This window comes from Klebsiella sp. PK01 (genome assembly GCF_057624675.1).
This window is the reverse complement of record NZ_JBYEZM010000003.1, coordinates 266,738-284,285: the sequence shown is the minus strand read 5'-3', so window position 1 is coordinate 284,285 and position 17,548 is coordinate 266,738. Positions and strand designations below refer to the sequence as shown.

20 protein-coding genes are annotated in these 17,548 nt (G+C 55.4%); 4 read left to right on the top strand and 16 right to left on the bottom strand.

What is annotated here, in order from left to right; genetic code table 11:
* Window positions 1–2 precede the first annotated feature (2 nt).
* The gene (locus tag AC22LX_RS10965; protein WP_045396594.1) at window positions 3–1,001 is read left to right on the top strand and encodes a hypothetical protein; all 999 of its coding nucleotides are present in this window, start codon (window positions 3–5) and stop codon (window positions 999–1,001) included.
* A 43-nt stretch (window positions 1,002–1,044) separates the two neighbouring features.
* Here AC22LX_RS10965 and AC22LX_RS10960 read toward each other — a convergent pair whose 3' ends face one another.
* The 11 genes from AC22LX_RS10960 to AC22LX_RS10910 form a co-directional block, all read right to left on the bottom strand.
* Complete coding sequence (locus tag AC22LX_RS10960; RefSeq protein ID WP_045396598.1) at window positions 1,045–2,325, bottom strand: MFS transporter; 1,281 nt, start codon at window positions 2,323–2,325, stop codon at window positions 1,045–1,047.
* A 131-nt stretch (window positions 2,326–2,456) separates the two neighbouring features.
* Window positions 2,457–2,951 (bottom strand): flavin reductase, encoded by a 495-nt coding sequence (locus AC22LX_RS10955; protein ID WP_045396603.1) that lies wholly within the window; start codon window positions 2,949–2,951, stop codon window positions 2,457–2,459.
* Window positions 2,952–2,962: 11 nt separating this feature from the next.
* Window positions 2,963–3,931, bottom strand: a complete 969-nt coding sequence (locus AC22LX_RS10950; protein ID WP_049061909.1) for a PDR/VanB family oxidoreductase — start codon at window positions 3,929–3,931, stop codon at window positions 2,963–2,965.
* Window positions 3,932–3,955: 24 nt separating this feature from the next.
* Window positions 3,956–4,696: an SDR family NAD(P)-dependent oxidoreductase gene (locus AC22LX_RS10945; protein WP_045396610.1), complete on the bottom strand. Its 741-nt coding sequence runs from the start codon at window positions 4,694–4,696 to the stop codon at window positions 3,956–3,958.
* A gap of 7 nt (window positions 4,697–4,703) precedes the next feature.
* The gene (locus AC22LX_RS10940; RefSeq protein ID WP_045396614.1) at window positions 4,704–5,183 is read right to left on the bottom strand and encodes an aromatic-ring-hydroxylating dioxygenase subunit beta; all 480 of its coding nucleotides are present in this window, start codon (window positions 5,181–5,183) and stop codon (window positions 4,704–4,706) included.
* On the bottom strand, window positions 5,183–6,487 hold the full coding sequence (locus AC22LX_RS10935) for an aromatic ring-hydroxylating oxygenase subunit alpha (RefSeq protein WP_487333977.1): 1,305 nt from the start codon (window positions 6,485–6,487) through the stop codon (window positions 5,183–5,185). The genes AC22LX_RS10940 and AC22LX_RS10935 overlap by 1 nt, the downstream gene beginning before the upstream one ends.
* Window positions 6,488–6,509: 22 nt before the next feature.
* Window positions 6,510–7,022: a nuclear transport factor 2 family protein gene (locus AC22LX_RS10930; protein WP_045396619.1), complete on the bottom strand. Its 513-nt coding sequence runs from the start codon at window positions 7,020–7,022 to the stop codon at window positions 6,510–6,512.
* Between the two features lie 18 nt (window positions 7,023–7,040).
* Entirely contained in the window at window positions 7,041–8,207 is a 1,167-nt protein-coding gene (locus AC22LX_RS10925; RefSeq protein ID WP_045396622.1) for an acyl-CoA dehydrogenase family protein, read from the bottom strand.
* A gap of 39 nt (window positions 8,208–8,246) precedes the next feature.
* Entirely contained in the window at window positions 8,247–9,392 is a 1,146-nt protein-coding gene (locus AC22LX_RS10920) for an amidase (protein ID WP_487333976.1), read from the bottom strand.
* Window positions 9,393–9,738: 346 nt separating this feature from the next.
* Entirely contained in the window at window positions 9,739–10,215 is a 477-nt protein-coding gene (locus AC22LX_RS10915) for a MarR family winged helix-turn-helix transcriptional regulator (RefSeq protein ID WP_045373865.1), read from the bottom strand.
* Between the two features lie 152 nt (window positions 10,216–10,367).
* Window positions 10,368–10,877 carry a MarR family winged helix-turn-helix transcriptional regulator gene (locus AC22LX_RS10910; RefSeq protein ID WP_047044177.1) on the bottom strand — a complete coding sequence of 170 codons (510 nt, stop codon included), beginning with the start codon at window positions 10,875–10,877 and terminating at the stop codon, window positions 10,368–10,370.
* 80 nt (window positions 10,878–10,957) lie between these two features.
* On the opposite strand from AC22LX_RS10910, the gene AC22LX_RS10905 reads away from it, so the two are divergent.
* The gene (locus AC22LX_RS10905) at window positions 10,958–11,824 is read left to right on the top strand and encodes an EamA family transporter (RefSeq protein ID WP_049060019.1); all 867 of its coding nucleotides are present in this window, start codon (window positions 10,958–10,960) and stop codon (window positions 11,822–11,824) included.
* Window positions 11,825–11,936: 112 nt separating this feature from the next.
* Here AC22LX_RS10905 and AC22LX_RS10900 read toward each other — a convergent pair whose 3' ends face one another.
* Window positions 11,937–12,149 carry a YdgH/BhsA/McbA-like domain containing protein gene (locus tag AC22LX_RS10900; protein ID WP_015369896.1) on the bottom strand — a complete coding sequence of 71 codons (213 nt, stop codon included), beginning with the start codon at window positions 12,147–12,149 and terminating at the stop codon, window positions 11,937–11,939.
* A 369-nt stretch (window positions 12,150–12,518) separates the two neighbouring features.
* On the opposite strand from AC22LX_RS10900, the gene AC22LX_RS10895 reads away from it, so the two are divergent.
* Together AC22LX_RS10895 and AC22LX_RS10890 are read left to right on the top strand one after the other, a co-directional pair.
* A complete protein-coding gene (locus AC22LX_RS10895) occupies window positions 12,519–12,836 on the top strand; it encodes an antibiotic biosynthesis monooxygenase family protein (RefSeq protein WP_032709056.1) in 318 nt (105 codons plus the stop codon).
* A 21-nt stretch (window positions 12,837–12,857) separates the two neighbouring features.
* Entirely contained in the window at window positions 12,858–13,559 is a 702-nt protein-coding gene (locus tag AC22LX_RS10890) for an ArsR/SmtB family transcription factor (protein ID WP_045396637.1), read from the top strand.
* A 21-nt stretch (window positions 13,560–13,580) separates the two neighbouring features.
* Here AC22LX_RS10890 and AC22LX_RS10885 read toward each other — a convergent pair whose 3' ends face one another.
* The 4 genes from AC22LX_RS10885 to AC22LX_RS10870 all read right to left on the bottom strand — a co-directional run bounded on the left by AC22LX_RS10885 (window position 13,581) and on the right by AC22LX_RS10870 (window position 17,487).
* Entirely contained in the window at window positions 13,581–14,165 is a 585-nt protein-coding gene (locus AC22LX_RS10885; protein WP_045396712.1) for a helix-turn-helix transcriptional regulator, read from the bottom strand.
* Between the two features lie 5 nt (window positions 14,166–14,170).
* Window positions 14,171–14,875 carry a flagellar brake protein gene (locus AC22LX_RS10880; protein WP_045396640.1) on the bottom strand — a complete coding sequence of 235 codons (705 nt, stop codon included), beginning with the start codon at window positions 14,873–14,875 and terminating at the stop codon, window positions 14,171–14,173.
* Between the two features lie 400 nt (window positions 14,876–15,275).
* Window positions 15,276–16,142, bottom strand: a complete 867-nt coding sequence (locus tag AC22LX_RS10875) for an aldo/keto reductase family oxidoreductase (RefSeq protein WP_047065288.1) — start codon at window positions 16,140–16,142, stop codon at window positions 15,276–15,278.
* A gap of 115 nt (window positions 16,143–16,257) precedes the next feature.
* Window positions 16,258–17,487, bottom strand: a complete 1,230-nt coding sequence (locus AC22LX_RS10870; protein ID WP_015369902.1) for an amino acid permease — start codon at window positions 17,485–17,487, stop codon at window positions 16,258–16,260.
* Window positions 17,488–17,548 lie beyond the last annotated feature (61 nt).

Genomic DNA, 17,548 nt, shown 5'->3' with positions numbered 1-17,548 from the left:
TCATGAAATGGATAATTTTGCTGGTATTAAGCTTATGCTCTTTTTTAGCGCGAGCGGGGAATTGCGATGTCACGCCAAATGTTAATTCTTTGACGATTGACGCCAGCGGTAATTATACCTTTAAGCCACTGGCGGCCAGCGGTGATTTGAATGTCAGAAACAGCGATATTCAGTCTGAGGGATTTCACTTTATCTGCAACAGTACGCAAAATGTCAGCGTCTCGGTGGCGTCGTCGCCCCCTGAGGATAAAGACTTCTATGTAGTAGTCGGCAGTAAAACCTACGTGATGGAGTTTTCTCTCGATCCTGCGAAACTCAACGCTCTTGCGGATGGTAACATCCGCAAAAATCAGAGTTATAACTTAGCGGATATTTTTAACAGCGTAATCGGCATTCGTTATGTGATTAAAGAAGGCGCCGCAGTCGGGAGGCAGGTTCAGCCTGGCGAATCATTCCCGTTGGTTTACTCGATGCGCTTTGAGTACTGTAAAGGCAATAAAGATTGCCATGTGATAAACATCAATTACACCTTTAACGTGACCCTGCAGATTAATATCATGACCTGTGGTTTTAACGTCCCGAACCGCCTCATTAATATGGGCGATTACAGCTACTTTGATATTAAAGAAGACAAAGCGCAATATCGCATGGAAAGCGTCAATATCGATTGTAGCCAGGACGAGTCGGCGGTATTCGAATTGACGCCGGGTAAAATTGATTATTACTTTGTCGCCGCCTCCGGCTTTGCCGGCACCAGCAAAATATTGAAGAATGACGATCAGGAGGCCGCCACCGGCGCCGGCGAAGTCGGTTTTCATCTGCGCGATAGCCAGGGCGGGGAACTCCAGTACGGCAGCGGTTTCCTTTATCACTCCGACGAGGAGGCCCGGCATGGCAGCAACAACCCGATCTATCTGCAAATCAAACCGATGAAATATGGCGAGAATATCCGCGGCGGTACGATTAAAAGCCGTGTCATTATCGTGGTGAACAATAACTAGCCCTCTGTACCGCGCGCCTTCCTTTGCGCGCGGTGTACGTGGTTTACGTGGTTGCGACCGGTTCAGGTCGCAACTGCTGCTGGCGAATACTCACCAGCGCTACCAGCGCCAATAGCGCAAAGGCCAGCAGCATCAGCGCAATGGGGATATAGCTATCCCACATCATTAAAAAAGCTACCGCCAGCATCGGGCTAATACCACCGGAAATCACCGCCCCAATCTCATGCCCCAGCGCCAGCCCGGTGTAGCGTACCTCCACCGGAAACAGATCCACCATCAGACACGGCTGCGCGGCAATCATCGCGCCATGGCACAATGGCAATGCCAACAGCATGGCGAGCAGCATCGCCGGGAAGGTGTGCATATTCAGTAGCCAGAAGAAGGGGAAGGCCACCAGCGCCATACCTATCACGCCGATGTAGTAAAGCCGCTTACGGCCAATGCGATCGGAAAGCCATCCCCAGCCGAGAATCGTGGCGATCTCCACCGTCATAGCGATGGTGACCGCCGCGATCAGGTCGCGGGTGTCGATGCCGATATGTTTGCAATAGACCACTGAAAATGTGAAGAAGATATACACCGCGCCGTTTTCCGCCAGCCGCAGGCCGATTGCCTGCAATATCGCTCGTGGATGATTTTTAAAGGCGCTGAGTACCGGTAAATGATGGGCCTCATGTTTGCTGTCGTTTTCTGCTTTGCGCGCCACGAATTCCGCGTTTTCCTGGATGTTACGGCGAATATAGACGCCCACCAGAAAGATAAACAGGCTGAGCAAAAACGGAATACGCCACGCCCACGACATCACCTCTTCCTGCGGCAGAAGCTGCACCAGATAGAATGCCAGCGAAGAAAGAACAAACCCGCCGCAGACCCCCACCTGGCTCCAGGCGGTGTAGTACCCTTTTTGGCTTTCCGGCGCGTTTTCGCTCAGCATTAATACGCCGCCGCCCCATTCACCGCCGGAAGCCACGCCCTGTACAAAGCGCAGCGTAATCAAGGCGATTGGCGCCAGCACGCCGATGTGAGCGTAGGTTGGCAGCAGGCCAATTAAGAACGTACTGGCGCCCATCAGCGTCAGGGTGATGATCAGCGTCATTTTACGGCTGTAGCGATCGCCGAGATGGCCGAATATCACGCCGCCGAGCGGACGGGCGATAAAGCCGATGGCGAAACCGGAAAAGGCTAAAAATGATCCGAGCAGCGGGTCATTACTGGCGGGGAAAAACAGCGGCCCGAAGACCAGCGCCGCCGCGGTGCCATACAGGAAAAAATCGTACCATTCCAGCGAGTTGCCGAGAAAAGACCCGATGATTAATTTGCGCATAGGTTGCGCCGGGGGGACCGTTGTACCGCTCACAGCTCCAGACATAAGGTTAACTCCAGTGCAGGTGAATCAGGCGGCGCCTGCTGGCGCCGGGCGATGGGTCGGCAGGGTTTTTATGGTTATGATGAAACTTAACGGCACGACGCCATGCTAAGGGTGTGGAACTGGCGATTAAACCAGACCAGCCCGTCGCTGGGGTTGCCGAAGCGGATCTGTTTGACCTCGCAGTAAAATACGCTGTGGCTGCCCACTTCGTGGCTGTCGGCAATGACGCAGTCGCAGTTCGCCACGGCGGAAGCCAGCGCCGGTGAACCGGTCTCCAGCGTCAGCCATTCGTCGTGCAGGAAGCGTTCTTCAGAGCGGATTTGGCCATTGGCGAAAATCCCGGACAATTGTTGATGCTGACCGGAGAGCACGTTAACGCACAGCACGCCGTTGTGCTGGAATTTGCCGTGCGCGAAGGACGAGCGGTTCATACATACCAGCAGCGTCGGCGGCGAATCCGTCACGCTACACACCGCCGAAGCGGTAAAGCCGAAGCGGCCCGCCGGGCCATCGGTGGTAATGATGGTGATCGCGCTGCCCAGCTGCGCCATGGCATTACGAAAATCAGATGTCAGGTTCATAGTAATACCCGTTATTTCAGTTTGACGTATTCGAAGCCTGCAATAACCAGCCGCGGGGTTTTAGCCCGCGAACAGCACAGCAGGATCTGGTCGTTATCTTCGCGTTCTTCTTCGGTTAAATACTCGTCGCGGTGGTCAGGTACGCCGCTACAAACGTTGGCGAGGCAGGTGCCGCAGACGCCCTGTTGGCAGGAGACTTTCACTTTGATGCCGGCTTTTTGCAGCGCGGCGACGATGGTCTCGTTTTCGCCGACGGTAACGCTAAGGTTGAGTTCCGGAACCTCAACCTCAAAACTGCCGCCGCTGGTTTCTACCTCGCGGTTGAAATACTCCTGATGCAGCCGCTCCGCGCTGAAACCGCACCCCTGAGCCGTTTCATTAATCCACGCCATAAAACCCTCCGGACCGCAAACGTACAGGTGACCGGCGGCGGCGTGAGGCGTCAGGAGTTCCTGAGGGCGGATCCTGCCGTTTTCATCGCTGATATGTAGCTGAACCTGGGCGCTAAAGTGGCAATCCGCCAGCTCGGCCAGAAACGCCATTCCCTCACGGCTGTGGCCGCAGTAATGCACTTCGAAGGATTTCCCGGCGCGAAATAGCGTATCGGCCATCGCCAGCATCGGCGTGATGCCAATGCCGCCGCCGATCAGAATGGTATGAGGCGCCGACATCTCCAGCGCGAACAGGTTGCGCGGGGGGCTAATTTGCACCTCGTCGCCGGGCTGTAAAGCGTGCGCCGCCAGCGAACCGCCGCGCGAGGCGCGATCTTTGAGGATCCCCAACCGATAGCGCTGCGGGTGATGGGCGCTGCCGCACAGCGAATACTGGCGCACGATGCCATCGCCAAGATGCAGATCGATATGCGCCCCGGCGCTAAACGAGGGCAGGGGAGCGCCGTCCGGCGAGGCCAGCGTCAGGACTACCACCTCGGCTCCCTGAATTTCGCGTTCTGTGACGCGTACCGTCAATGTTTCAGCCATAGTTTTTCTCCACCCGCGAAGGGCTTAACGCATATAAATGCCGCCGTTGATGTCCCAGGTCGCGCCGGTGATAAAGGTGGCGGAGGGCGCCGCCAGCAGTTCTACCGCGCGGGCGACCAGCAGCGGATCGCCAAGCCGCTTCATCGGGATCATCTCCAGCAGCGCCGGCATTTTCTCTTCCGGCACCGCGGCGCGAACGGAAGGAAGATCCAGCGGCCCCGGCGCAATCGCGTTGACGCTCACCCCGGAGTTGCTCAGGGCGCGGGCGAAGACTTTGGTCAGCGTAATAATGCCGCCCTTGGAGGCTGCATAGTGGGCGCCGGAGGCGGTGCCGCCGTTTTGCCCGGCCAGCGACGCGAGGTTAATAATGCTGCCCCGCTGGCGCTGGCTGAAATAGCGGCCGATGGTCTGGCAGCCGACGAAGGTACCACGCAGATTGGTGCTGGTGACGCGATCGAACTCCTCCACGTCGATCTCCATGATCGGTGTGGTCAGGGTTAAGGCGGCGTTGTTGACCAGCACGTCGAGTTCGCCGAAGCGCGCGCGGATCTGCGCCAGCGCGTCGCTGAACTGTTGCGGCTGGCGAATATCCAGCGCCAGCGGCAGCAGCCGCTGCTGGCTGGGATCGATCTCCTGGGCGCTACGGGTGACCGTATCGAGGTTGAGATCCGCCATCGCCACCTGATAGCCCTGTTGCCAGAGATGGCGGCTAATAACCAGCCCGAGGCCGTTGGCCGCGCCGGTAATAAGTACGCTACGTGTCATAAAGTCCTCACAGGATGTAGCCAATGCTATGCAGGTAATCGTCGCCGTTAATCAGGCGCACGACCTTTTGCAGGATGCGGAAACTGTCGCCCTCCGGCGCCAGCGTCCAGGTGACGTCAGCGGCGTAGTGCTGTTCATTGCCCTTGCGGTACTCGTAAAGGAATTGGGCGCAGCGTACTTCGACGACCTCATCGCTGGCGCTGAGCAGGCGATAACGGCCGCTCATGCGGATAGTGCGCGCGCGCGGGGTGGTGGAGATCGACTCGCCGCTGTATAAACGCTGCACGCGTTTTTCCCGCATCTCGTGGTTGTCGTAGGCGTAGTTGAGCACGTTGGCGAAATCGGTGGTCTGCTGGTCGATGGGGATGATGTACATCCCCTCGGTGCGCCACAGCGCCAGCCATTCGCGAAATTCGCCTTGATCGAGCAGGTCCGCTTCCAGGTTAATAAACTGAATGGCGGCGTTGAGGATAGGTGATGTATTCATTATTGCCCCCGGTGGTCAGCGGTCATGTACTTTTTCCATTGTTGATAGGCGGCGCGCATGCCGGTTTCGGCGCTGACGTCGCTGCGCAGGCCGTCGGCGGTGCGGACTTCGCCGGGCAGGCCGCGGTTGAGCATGATCCACAGATCGTCGCCCGCGCCGCCGCCGCGCTGCACCCGCTCCCAGGCCTCTGAATCATCGGGGGTGCCGAAGCCCATCGGCCCCTGGAAGTGTTCGTGCAGCCGCAGGCGCGCCTGGTTGGCGATCGCCGAGCCATCTTTCATGGTCAGCACCATGTGATGAATTTCCGTCTCTTTTACCGATATCGGCTGCAGCACGCGGAAGAAGGCCATTGAACAGGCGACATTGGGGAACAGGTTAAGGTTAAAACCGCTGCCGCCGACCGCGCGTACGATGCGCCGCACCTGCTGCTCGTCGTGGCCTTCCTCGCGCAGGGCCTGGGCCAGTTCGCTAAAGCGCTCCGGGATTGGCGCATCGAGATTGGCTTCCAGATCGATAAGCTCGGGGATCATCACCATCACGCTGTGGCCGTTGCCGAGATCTTCCACGAAGCCTTTGCCGTCGACGAAGTTGAGCATCTCTTCGGTCTGTTTATCGACCGAGCTTAAAAACGACTTATGGACGATCGGGAAGTGATAGCCGTCGGTGGTATTTTCCAACTGGATTTTCCAGTTACCGGGAAAGCGAAAACGGTGCGCGGCCGTGGCCTGCAGCGCGAAGCCAGCCCCCTGTTTCATGAACAGATCCATCCATTTCATCGCCGGGCCGAGGAAGTCGGTCAGCGGTTCAATGTCGTGGTTGAAGCTGGCGAAAATCATTCCGGCGTAGCTTTCAACGCGCAGGCGCACCATGCCGAGCTCAGATTTGTTCAGCGTATCGCCGTAGCTCTCCGGATGCGGCACGCCGCGCAGCGCGCCGTCGAGGCCATAGCCCCAGCCGTGATACGGGCAGGTAAAACCGTTCGTTTTCCCGCTGCGATGTTCGCAAACGGTGGCGGCACGGTGGCGGCAGCGGTTGAGCAGCACGTTGATATTGCCTTTGCGATCGCGCACGACGATCACCGGCTGGGTACCCACCATCGAGGATTTATAGCTGCCGGCGTCAGGGATTTCGCTCTCGTGGGCGACCCATACCCAGGTACGGTTAAAAATGTTGTCGATTTCGAGGTCGAAAATTTCCTCGGAAGTATAGAGACAGGTATGGACCCGGTCGCTTTGCACCAGTGCCGCCAGCGTTTCGGCGGTATGGCTGGTATCGATATTTTTTACCGGAATACATTCAGACATTGTCACTCTCCACATATCTCTTTTAATGACCATCAGGCACCGGTAAATCGGCGAGCGAATGCCAGTTATCTACCGGGCGGCTAAATAAATTACGGGTGGTAAAATGATGAATTAACCACTGTTGATCTTGTTTAATAAATTCAATGACGAGCTCCGCGCTATTTAAATGCGAGCCGCCGCGGCGAAACGTTGAAGCCTGCAGCATTTTCCAGCGGCCGACCGCGCGGTTATTTTCGTCGACGCGAATATGCTCGGCCGTTAAATAATGTACGTTGATGGCGAAGTGTGACGGCTCGCTAATATAAGCGTTCATCATCCCGACGATCGCCGCTCTGCCGCAATGGCGCCCGAGCTTGTGTTGATATAATTCGCCGATGCCTTCCCAAATAGCCGTTTCGCTAAATAGCGCGCCAATTTGCCGGGCGGTATCCGGATGCGTCAGGTCATCACAAAGATGCATATACTGGCTGATGGCGTTACGGATCTGCACTACGGCTTCCAGCTTTTCCAGGCGTTGCAGCATTTCTTCATTCATTACCGGCTCCGTGTTGACTCATAAATAGCCGGGCTGCGGCGAGTGGCCGAAGAACATATTGCCGGCGTTGATGTACGTCAGCTCGCCCATAAAGGCGTGCTGGGTGATGACCATGGAGTCGCGGGCATAGCGCTGAAGCGGGCTGCGCATCGATATGCCCGGCATCCCGGCCAGTTTCAGCGCGCGGGTGGTAACCGAAGCAGAAACTCGGGTAATGTGGGTGGAAGAGAGGCGCATGGCGTTAATCCGCTCTTCTCCCGGTTCATCGCCGCGCAGAATCGCCTGCCAGACGTCGTCGATGGCGTCATAGAACCAGCAGCGCGCCGAACGCAGTTCCGCTTCACAGTGGGCGATTTCCATCTGCGCGAATTGACGATCCGCCAGGCACGGTGCGCCGGTGACCGAGCTCTGGCGTTCGGCAATGGCGTAAATTTCCGATAACGCCGCGCGGGCGATACCCAGCGCTACCACCGACAGTACCTGAGTGGCCAGCGACAGTACCGGGTAGCGATACAGAGGGCCTTCGAGGTTAAGTTCGCCGCCGCGAATAAAGGTCCACTCCTGCGGCACGAAGGCATTATTCAGCACTACGTCATGGCTGCCGGTACCGGAGAGGCCGACCGTATTCCAGACCGGATCGATGGTGAACTCCCCGGCGGGTAGCACCGCGATGCGCGGCAGCGGACGATCGCTGCCGTCATCGGTCAGAATGCCCACGCCGATAAGTTCGGCGCCGCTGCAGCCGCTGGCGAAGCTCCAGCGCCCACTGACGCGGTAGCCGCCATCCTGAGTCGTCGCTTTTTGCGGCGGGAAGATCCCGCCGGCAAAGACAATATCCGGCCCGTGGCGGTAAAGCTCATCGAGACTGCTCGGCGGCAGGCCGCCAAGATAAAACGGATTCATGCCGAAACTCGCCACCCAGCCGGCGGATCCGTCAGCCGTTGAGAGCGTTTCAATTAACTGGCAAAATTCCGCCGGCGAGATTTCATCGCCGCCGTAGCGTTTTGGCACCAGCGCGCGATAAACACCAATCTTTTTAAAGCGGGAAATGATATCCGCCGGGATATATTTCTGCTGCTCGAATTCCTCGCTGCGCTTTTTAATATCCGCGAGTAATTCGGCAAACTCTATTGTCGTGGCGTGCAGGGTCTTTTCCGCACGCGAAGTTGCAGAGGGGTTTAACATGCGATTTAGCCTCTTCCAGTTAATGAAAGTACGGTTTTATTATTTTAATTTTTCCAGCAAATACTCAGCGTAATTAAGTAAATCGAACTCTTTATTTTTATTGGCGACTAATTGCAGCGCCACCGGGCGATGATTAATTTCGCCAAGCGGCAGGCTCAGGGCCGGATGGCCGCTTAAATTAAATGGGCGCACCAGACGAGTCAGGTTGACTACCTTGAGCGGATCCGCCGCTTCTTCCAGCGTTGGCGGACATTCCGGCAGGGTCGGCAGCAGAATCAGCGGTGTTTTCGCCAACTGGGCGTCCACCGCGGCGCTAAATTGTTGACGCACGCTTTCCGCAGCCTGCCGCTGCTGAGGGCCAATTTCCGCGCCGGCGCGGATCCGCTGGGCGACGTCCGGCGCCAGATTCGGCGCGCTGATGATGCTGTGAAACGCCAGCCAGTTTTCCTGGCTTATCACCGTAAGCCCGGCCTGATGCGCTTCGTTGAATCCCGGCAGTTCAGCGCGAGTCCATGCCAGGCCCGCTTGCTGCAGACGTGAGACGATCAGTTGCTCAATTTCCGGCGTTGCCGTGCCCGCCAGATAGCTTATCGCGGGTGCTTCCCGGCGCGCAGAAGGAGCCGGTTCCCTCAGCGCTTTTGCCAGCGCCTGGCGCAATGTGGCGATATCGCGGGCGAACAGGCCGACGCAGTCTAGCGAACTTTCCGTCGGCATGACGCCAGCGCGACTCAGACGGCCAAAGCTCGGCTTCAGGCCAGCCACGCCGCAGCAGGCCGCGGGCATCCGCACCGAGCCGCCGGTATCGGTGCCGACGGCGAAGTCGACTTCACCGGCCGCGACCACGGCGGCAGAGCCGCTGGACGAGCCGCCGGGAATTAACTGCGGATAATGCGGATTGCGCGGCGTACCGCTATGCGGGTTGATGCCGGTGACGCCAAAGGCCAGCTCGTGCAGGGTGGTTTTTCCGCGCAGCTGACAGCCGTTATCCAGCAGCGCCTCGACTACGGCGGCATGGCGGACGGCGGGCGGCGCATCCTGCAATACCGGGCTGCCGGCGCGGGTCGGAAAACCGGCAATATCGAGACTGTCTTTAATTGCGAACGTCAGCTCGCCGTCGCCAAGGGTAAAGCGCGAGATAAACCCGGATTGTGCGTTTTCTGTCTCTGTACGATGTTCAGTAACCATGTTTCACATCTCCGTGAGGGTGATAATTACCGCGCGAAATGACTAAAAAACGACCCGCTGGCGTTTGAGGTAATCTTGTCAGTAAAACTTGAAATTTCAAGTAAATTGTTACCCGTTTTTTACATCGTAATTGAGGATAAGATGATGCTATGAAGGAGGGGGTGTTTTTTAACTGATTGATTTAAATCATTAAAATGTGATGTATAAATTTTAATCTCTTGAAGGGCGTCACAAAAATAAATGAAAAATATAAGTTAAAAAAATGATAAAAAAGTGTGCGAAAAACGCAGGGAGGGCAAAATAAAAGCAATAACCATTTATGGAAAATGGTTATTGGTGCAGGGGATTAGTCATCAAGGTTGTGCAGAATGAGCGCCAGCACCTGGTTCATCTTTTTTTCTTGCGCCGGGGTGATGCCCTTGAAGGCTTTAGTAAACACGGTTTCCGCTAACGCCCGGGCTTCGGCTACCTTGGCTTCACCGGCGGCGGTGAGTTCCGCTTCGGTGACCCGGCCATCGCTGACGCTAACGTGGGTCGTCAGCAGGCCGTCATCGCGCAGGCGGCCAACAATTTTGGTCACCGTCGGCATCTTGCTAACGGCATATTCGGTGATCCGCGAAATACTGGCGCGGTGGTATTGGTGCACCAGCATCAGTACGCGGAAACGGGAAAGGTCGATGTCGATTTTTTTGAGCTCGATTTCCATTAATTGGGTATAACGGGCGTAAACGTTAACCACCCAAAAAAAGGGGAACTCTTCTTTATGAAAGCGGCTTTCGTGGCTCTCTGGCGGGGTCGAAGAGTGAGTCTTATCCACAAGCATCTCCTTGCCTGACGACGATAGAATGTGCAGATGGTATGCGTATTTGCCGGTTATTGCAAAACGCAATACGCCAGCAACATAGCCTTGCGATTCAGTGGCGACGACTCTCAGCGAGTCGCAGGTAAGTCATCGTAATAAGACCTAATCGTCGGCTAGTGCTCATCCTCAAGCAGGCGCATAAACACCCGCAGCGCTTCGTCTAACTGCTGAAGTTGGGTCTCTGAAAGCCCTGCCAGCAGTTGTCGCTCATTCGCCACGTGGGTGGCAACCGCCTCATCGATCAGCGCTCGTCCCGCTGGCGTCAACGCCACCAGCATGCTGCGGGCATCCTGAGGATTCGCTAAACGAGCGATCAACCCCCGTTTTTCCAGCGCCTTAAGGCGATGGGTCATCGTGCCGGAAGTAATCATCAGCGTCGAAAAGAGCTGGGTCGGCGACAGCACGAATGGCTCGCCGGCGCGGCGCAGCGTCGCCAGCATGTCGAACTCCCAACGTACCAGCCCATGTTTAACAAACGCCGCCTCCACCTGCGGCTCCAGCAGCATGGCGCAGCGCTTGAGGCGGCCAATTGGCCCCATTGGGCTGCAATCCAGATCCGGGCGCTCGCGCTGCCATTGGGCGAGAATGCGGTCAACGGCATCCGTTGGCGGTAATTTGTCCATGCGTGCTCACTTATCTTGATATCAAGATATTTATCGATACATACTTGCTACACAATTTAACTTGATATGAAGATAAAATCATGGCCTTTTTTACTCGTCATCTGGCGGTCGATCTGCTGCTGACCGCGCTGGCTCCCGCTATCTGGGGGACCACCTATATCGTTACTTCGCAGTTCCTACCGCCGGACCGTCCTTTTATCGCCGCGCTGCTGCGGGTGTTGCCCGCCGGGATTGCGTTGTTACTGTGGAGCCGTCAGTTTCCGCAGCGCGGTGAGTGGTGGAAGCTGGTCATTACCGGAATATTAAATATCGGCGCCTTTCAGGCGTTACTGTTTATCGCCGCCTACCGGCTGCCCGGCGGGCTGGCGGCGGTGATCGGCGCGATTCAGCCGCTGCTGGTGATGCTGCTGGCCTGGTGCGTGGATCGTCAGCGTTCGCCGTGGCTGGCGGTGGTATCCGCCTGCGCCGGGATCATCGGTATGGCGATGTTGCTGCTTTCTCCGCGCACGGTGCTGGATTCGTTAGGTATTGGCGCCGCTTTTCTTGGCGCCGTCAGTATGGCGCTGGGCACCTGGCTGTCGCGGCGCTGGGCGCTATCGCTGCCGGTCGTGGCGATGACCGGCTGGCAATTGCTGATCGGCGGGATCGTGTTACTGCCCATCGCGCTGCTGGTGGATCCGCCGTTGCACAACATCACTCTATTACAGGCGGCAGGTTATGTCTGGCTGTGTGTGGCCGGGGCGATGCTGGCGTATGGTTTATGGTTTCGCGGTATCAGCCGATTGTCGCCGGTGGCGGTATCGGCAATGAGCCTGCTTAGCCCGGTGACGGCGGTACTGCTGGGATGGATTTTTCTCGGTCAGAGAATTGAGGGAATGGCGCTGGCAGGGCTGATTGTGGTGCTGGCGAGTGTGCTCTCTATTCAGCGCGCGCTGGCGAAACGTTGACGTAAAAAAGCCCCATAAAGGGGCTCGACATTGCCGTGTTTTGTTACGTGGCGGGAGCCAGACCAGCCGTCCTGAGACGACCTGTCCGGCAGCTCCCTCTGCGACCATTCGGTTATTTAGACAGTTCCGCCGTCATGTGTACCTGATTACCGGTATAGGCTTCGGTAATGTGGTAAGAGGCGCCCTGATCTTTAGCGATAGCAGCGATTTTTGCTTCTGCGTTGTCCAGGGTATCAGAGGTCACGCTCACCGGGTGAGCCGCGAAGCTTGCGAAAGAAACCAGAGACAGCATACCAGCAGCAGCAAGTAATTTTACGTTTTTCATGGTGTTTATCCTTTTAACTTTTATGGTGGAAAGCGTTGTGCTTTCGATGGGTTTATAATAAGCCTGCTAACTATAACGTACGTTGCAAAAAGTGCGATTTAGATCACATTTTTATGACGGCTGGATGACCAATGATTGACGTTTTATTAAAAATATAATTAAAAACAATTAGTTATAATTCATCGCTGATACTAATGGTTTCCTTCGCTTCGCGTTTTATCCTCGCCAAATTTGGGTTTGATATTGATTGCGTGAATGGTTTGGTCGTTTTCTGGCTTGTCACGCCGGCGATACTTCGCCCGCTGGCGAAGCATTGATTGCGAACGACGCGCTACAGTGCGGCTTTATTCGTTACTGGAGGAAAAAACCATGATTGCGGTACTCTTTGAAGCACAGGTCACGCCAGCGCAGCAGGAACGATATCTCGCGCTGGCGGCGCAATTGAAACCGCTGCTGGAGACCATCGACGGCTTTATCGCCATCGAGCGTTTTCAAAGCCTCAGTGCGCCGGGAAAGATATTGTCGCTGTCGTGGTGGCGGGACGAACAGGCGGTGACGGCCTGGAAGCGCAATATTTGTCATCAGGCGGCGCAGCGGGAAGGGCGGGAGTCTATCTTTGCTGATTATCAGATTCGCGTGGCGCAGGTACTGCGTGAATACCAGATGCAGAGTTCACGTTCTGCGTAACCAATATTAAGCGGAGGCACTATGTTGCACCCTGCGGTTGTCATTGATGATGACGAAGCGCTGGCCGTCGCGATGGCGGCGGTTGCCTCGGCGATGGCTGATCCTTCACGAGTGAAAATACTCTGCGCGCTAATGGATGGCCGGGCATGGACGGCGACTGAGCTCTCCGTCGCGGCGGATATTTCGCCATCGACTGCCAGCGCGCATCTTAGCCGGTTAGTCAGCAGTCGCTTACTGCTCTGCCTGGCGCAAGGGCGGCATCGCTACTATCGCCTGGCGGGCGGCGATGTCGCCGGATTGCTGGAAAATATGATGACCATGGCCGGAAAAAGCGCTGTGCCGTTGACTACGCGTACGCCGGGAACGCTGCGTATGGCGCGTACCTGCTACGATCATCTGGCGGGCGAGGTAGCCGTCGCCATCTATGATTTTCTGCAACAGCAAGCCTGGCTTACGGCAAATGGCGCAGCGCTTACTGCGGCGGGGAAGGCGAATTTCGCCCGCTTAGGCATAGCGTGTGATAACGGATCCCGCCGCAAAGCCTGCTGCGCCTGCCTCGACTGGAGCGAGCGCCGTTTTCATCTGGGTGGTGCCGCGGGCGCTGCCTTGTTGCAGTGGGGCGTGCAAAAAGGTTGGTTCACGCTGGTGCCCGGCTACCGCGAAGTGACAATTAGCGAACCCGGTAAGCGAGCGCTGCGTCAACATTTTGCTCTGGCGTTGTAGGCCCGGCGACGGTATGCCCGTTCAGCAGTGATTCATATTGACGATTTGCTTATGCATCACCTGCGAGCTATTCATTCCCAACTTTTTCATGATGTGAATGCGATGGCTGTGCACCGTCTTATGGTCGATATTGAGCAGCGAGGCAATTCGCTTATTGTTATTGCAGGCGATAATAAGTTCCAGTACCTGCAGCTCTCTGGCCGTCAGCTTTCGCTGCGTGCGCAAATACCGGGACTGCGGGTTTTCATCCTGCGTTCTGGTAATTGCCGAAAATGCGTCTAAGGAAGATTTTTCCGTCAGGATTAACAGGTTTTCCAGATCTATTAATTCCCGGCACAGATTGGCGATATCGCTTTTTACCATCAATACCAACAATGTACAGCGCGAGAAATGAAAGCGCAGTTTGTTGAGTAATACGACCGTATCGGCAGCGGATATATCCTTGTGGATCATATTGAGGATCACCGTCTCAGCCAGGGGCGCGACGCCCCCTTGTACGATGTCCTGATAACTGGCCTGGGTGATATCCTGGTGAATATCGCTCAGATAATCGTGAATAGATTGGCCAATGATATTGTCGTCGGTGTACAGCAAGATATTGTTCAAGGGCATTAAACTCTCTTCTTCCGCTTGGCTTCCAGAATCAAATCGATCAGCGTTTTTTCTATTTTCTTCCTGTCGTCGCTGCGGCGGAACTTAAACTGACAGGAAATCTGATAGTAGTTTTCCTGATTCTTCTCTTCGCTATCCAGCGTGACCATCGCCACGTTCTTGATAACCAGATCAACGGTGATTTCGCCATATTCCGCCAGAGACAGAATGGCGTTTTTCAACGTTGAGTTGTTGGCCAGGAATTTCAGGTTTGGACTTTGCGCAATCAGCGCGCAGCCGCCATCAGAAATATCTTTGATATCAAAAGCATAGTTTTCGCCATTTTTATGGCGGCCATGACAAAAGAAATCATTCTCATCGCGCAAACGAAATCTGGGATCTCGTCGTCTTTGTACAACCTGGATGCATTCTGGTAACGCAAATGCCACCTTATTGCTATTCTCCGCGCCGCCAGCGGAATTCTTCTGCCGCTGGGAGGTGAACTCGATCTTTCCTGAATCGCTATGCAGAATAAATTTGAATTTATTCCCCGCCGGGATTTTGCTCTCGCTGCGGATATGGAATTCAGCAAAATCGACACGCGCAATCTGAGTACTGATGCTTTTGTTATTAAAGAAAATTTCTATCTCTGTTTGCTTTCTCTGTTCCTCTCTGAAAATAGCAATGATTTCATACTTACTGGTTTTTATCGTTCCCTCTATCATGGGTAATCCTTGTTGAATCGTTACTGTGCATAGTTAATTTTTTTTACAGCAATAGCGACATACTGATTATGTTAACCAGATGTTTTTGTGAACGTTCGATGATATTGACTATCTTTGTGGCCAAATTGATTTGTATAAACGTCGAAGCCGATATTGTTTTTTCCTGTAATCAAGAGTGTTAACAAAAACCATAGAACAATACAAACGACAACAGCCTCCCAATTAGGAGGCCTAAGAAATAACGTAACTCAATGCAATTTATAAGGTTATTGCCCGGATAAGGAATCAGCAAAACCCGATTTGTAGGATATATAGTGCCAGCAGAGATGGCCTAATTCCAGCTTAATATTAAGGGGATAACCCTTTACGACAAACGCCGTAAAGGGGGGAGTTGACGCCATCAGCCGGTGATGTTATCCAGCGTCGCCAGCGCCTCGGCGGGCAGAGAAAGCGTCGCGGCGGCGAGATTTTCCCGTAAATGCGCCACCGATGAGGTGCCCGGAATCAGCAAAATATTCGGCGAGCGCTGCAGTAACCACGCCAGCGCCACCTGCATCGGTGTGGCGTTGAGCCCGGCGGCAACCTCGTTAAGTTCCCGCGCCTGTAGCGGCGTAAAACCACCCAGCGGGAAGAACGGCACGTAGGCGATGTTTTGCTGCGCCAGCGCGTCGATTAACGCGTCGTCACCGCGGTTAGCGATGTTGTATTGGTTTTGCACGCAGACGATGGGGGTCAGCTTCTGCGCATCGGCGACCTGTCTGGCGGTGACGTTACTCAGACCGATGTGGCGAATCAGACCGCGGGCTTTTAGTTCCAGTAAGGTCGTTAGCGGTTCTTCCAGCGAGCCTTCCACCGGGCCGTGGGTGCCGAGCATACTGCGCAAATTCACTACCTCCAGCCTCTCCAGGCCGAGGTTACGCAGGTTATCTTCGACGGCCTGGGTGAGTTCCGCCGGCGACATCGCAGGTAGCCAGTTGCCTTTCTCATCGCGGCGGGCGCTGACTTTGGTAACGATACACAAATCATCGCCATAGGGATGCAGCGCCTGACGAATCAGCTGATTGGTGATGTGCGGGCCGTAGAAATCGGAGGTATCGATATGATTCACCCCGGCGGCGACGGCTTCTTGCAGAACGCGAATGGCGGCGTCAGGATCTTTTGGCGGGCCAAATACGCCGGGGCCGGCGAGCTGCATGGCGCCGTATCCAAGCCGGTAAACCTGACGGTCGCCTAAGGTCGCGACCCCGGATAATGTTACGTTGGACATAATGACTCCCTCCGATGATAGGCAAGGAGTAAGTGTAATCCCGTCAGGGAGAGGTAATGGGCGAGAATGTTGGCAGAACGTGCGGCGACGCTGAGGGCGTCGCCGCAGGAGAGATTTAACTGAAGAACATCACCGAGACGCAGAGCAGGCCGACGATCAAGGTAATGAGATTACCCAGTGAACGATAGGGCTTGAGCGCCGGGATAATGTAGGTCGACAGCGTCGGCATGATGAACAGAATCATGGCGATAAGCGGGCCGCTGATGGCGTAAATCATCGAGATGGCGTTCGGATTGATAAAGCAGACGATGAAAGTCAGCGCCGAGACCAGCATAATCGACATGGCACGGTTAAAGGCGCGGCTCTTGCGAATACCGAGCTGGCCGAGAGACGTTTTAACGATCTCGCTGGCGCCTTCGATCACCCCAAAATAGGTGCCGAGGAACGATTTCGACATCGCGACCACCGCGACGATAATGCCGGTCACCGCCAGCCAGCCCGGCGCGCCCGGCGCCATGGAGAGCGCAGAGAGAATCGTCACCCCTTCATTACGCGCGGCTTCGATGTACGGCAGCGGAATGGACAGCAGGCAACTGAAGACAAAAAACAGCACGCTGGCGCAGATGATGGTGTAGGCCACCTTCATGATTTTTTTGCATTTACCCATGGCCAGCTCACCATATTTCTCCTGCTGATCGATAGCGAAGGTCGAAATAATCGGCGTATGGCTAAAAGCGAAAACCATCACGGGAATTGAGATCCAGATTTGGTGCCAGGTCTTTGCGTTCAGCTGCATCTGGCTGGTGAGATGTTCCGGTTGCCAACTGCCAATCAGGTAGATGGAGAGGAACAGGAAACAGCCAATCAGCGGGAAGACGAGGAATCCCATCACTTTGATGGTCATATGGCGCCCCATCAGGAAGATCAGATTCAGTACCAGCACCACGGCAAGGCTCAGCAGGGCGCGTACCCCAGGGGTCATCGCCACGTGTCTCGCCAGTTGTTCCGCCAGCGAATTAGTGATCGCCACGGCGTAGATCAGGATCACCACGAAGAAGGCGAGAAAGTACAGGCTGGTGATCAGATTGCCGACTTTTTTGCCGTAGTAATGATTGACCGCGCCGGTGATCCCTTCACCGGCCGCCACTTTGGCCGACAGGATGAATTGACACAGTGCTTTGTGCGGCCAGTAGGTTAACGGCCAGGCAACCAGAGCGGTGAGGAACAGCACGATGGCGCCGGCCGAACCGAGTTGAATCGGCAGGAATAGGGTGCCGGCGCCTACGGCAGTGCCATATAGAGCAAAACTCCATAGAGTTTCTTCTTTAGACCAAATTTTAGACATTATGCGAATTTATCAACCGTATAACCCAAAAAAAGGAGTGCAATTTACCACATTTATGAAT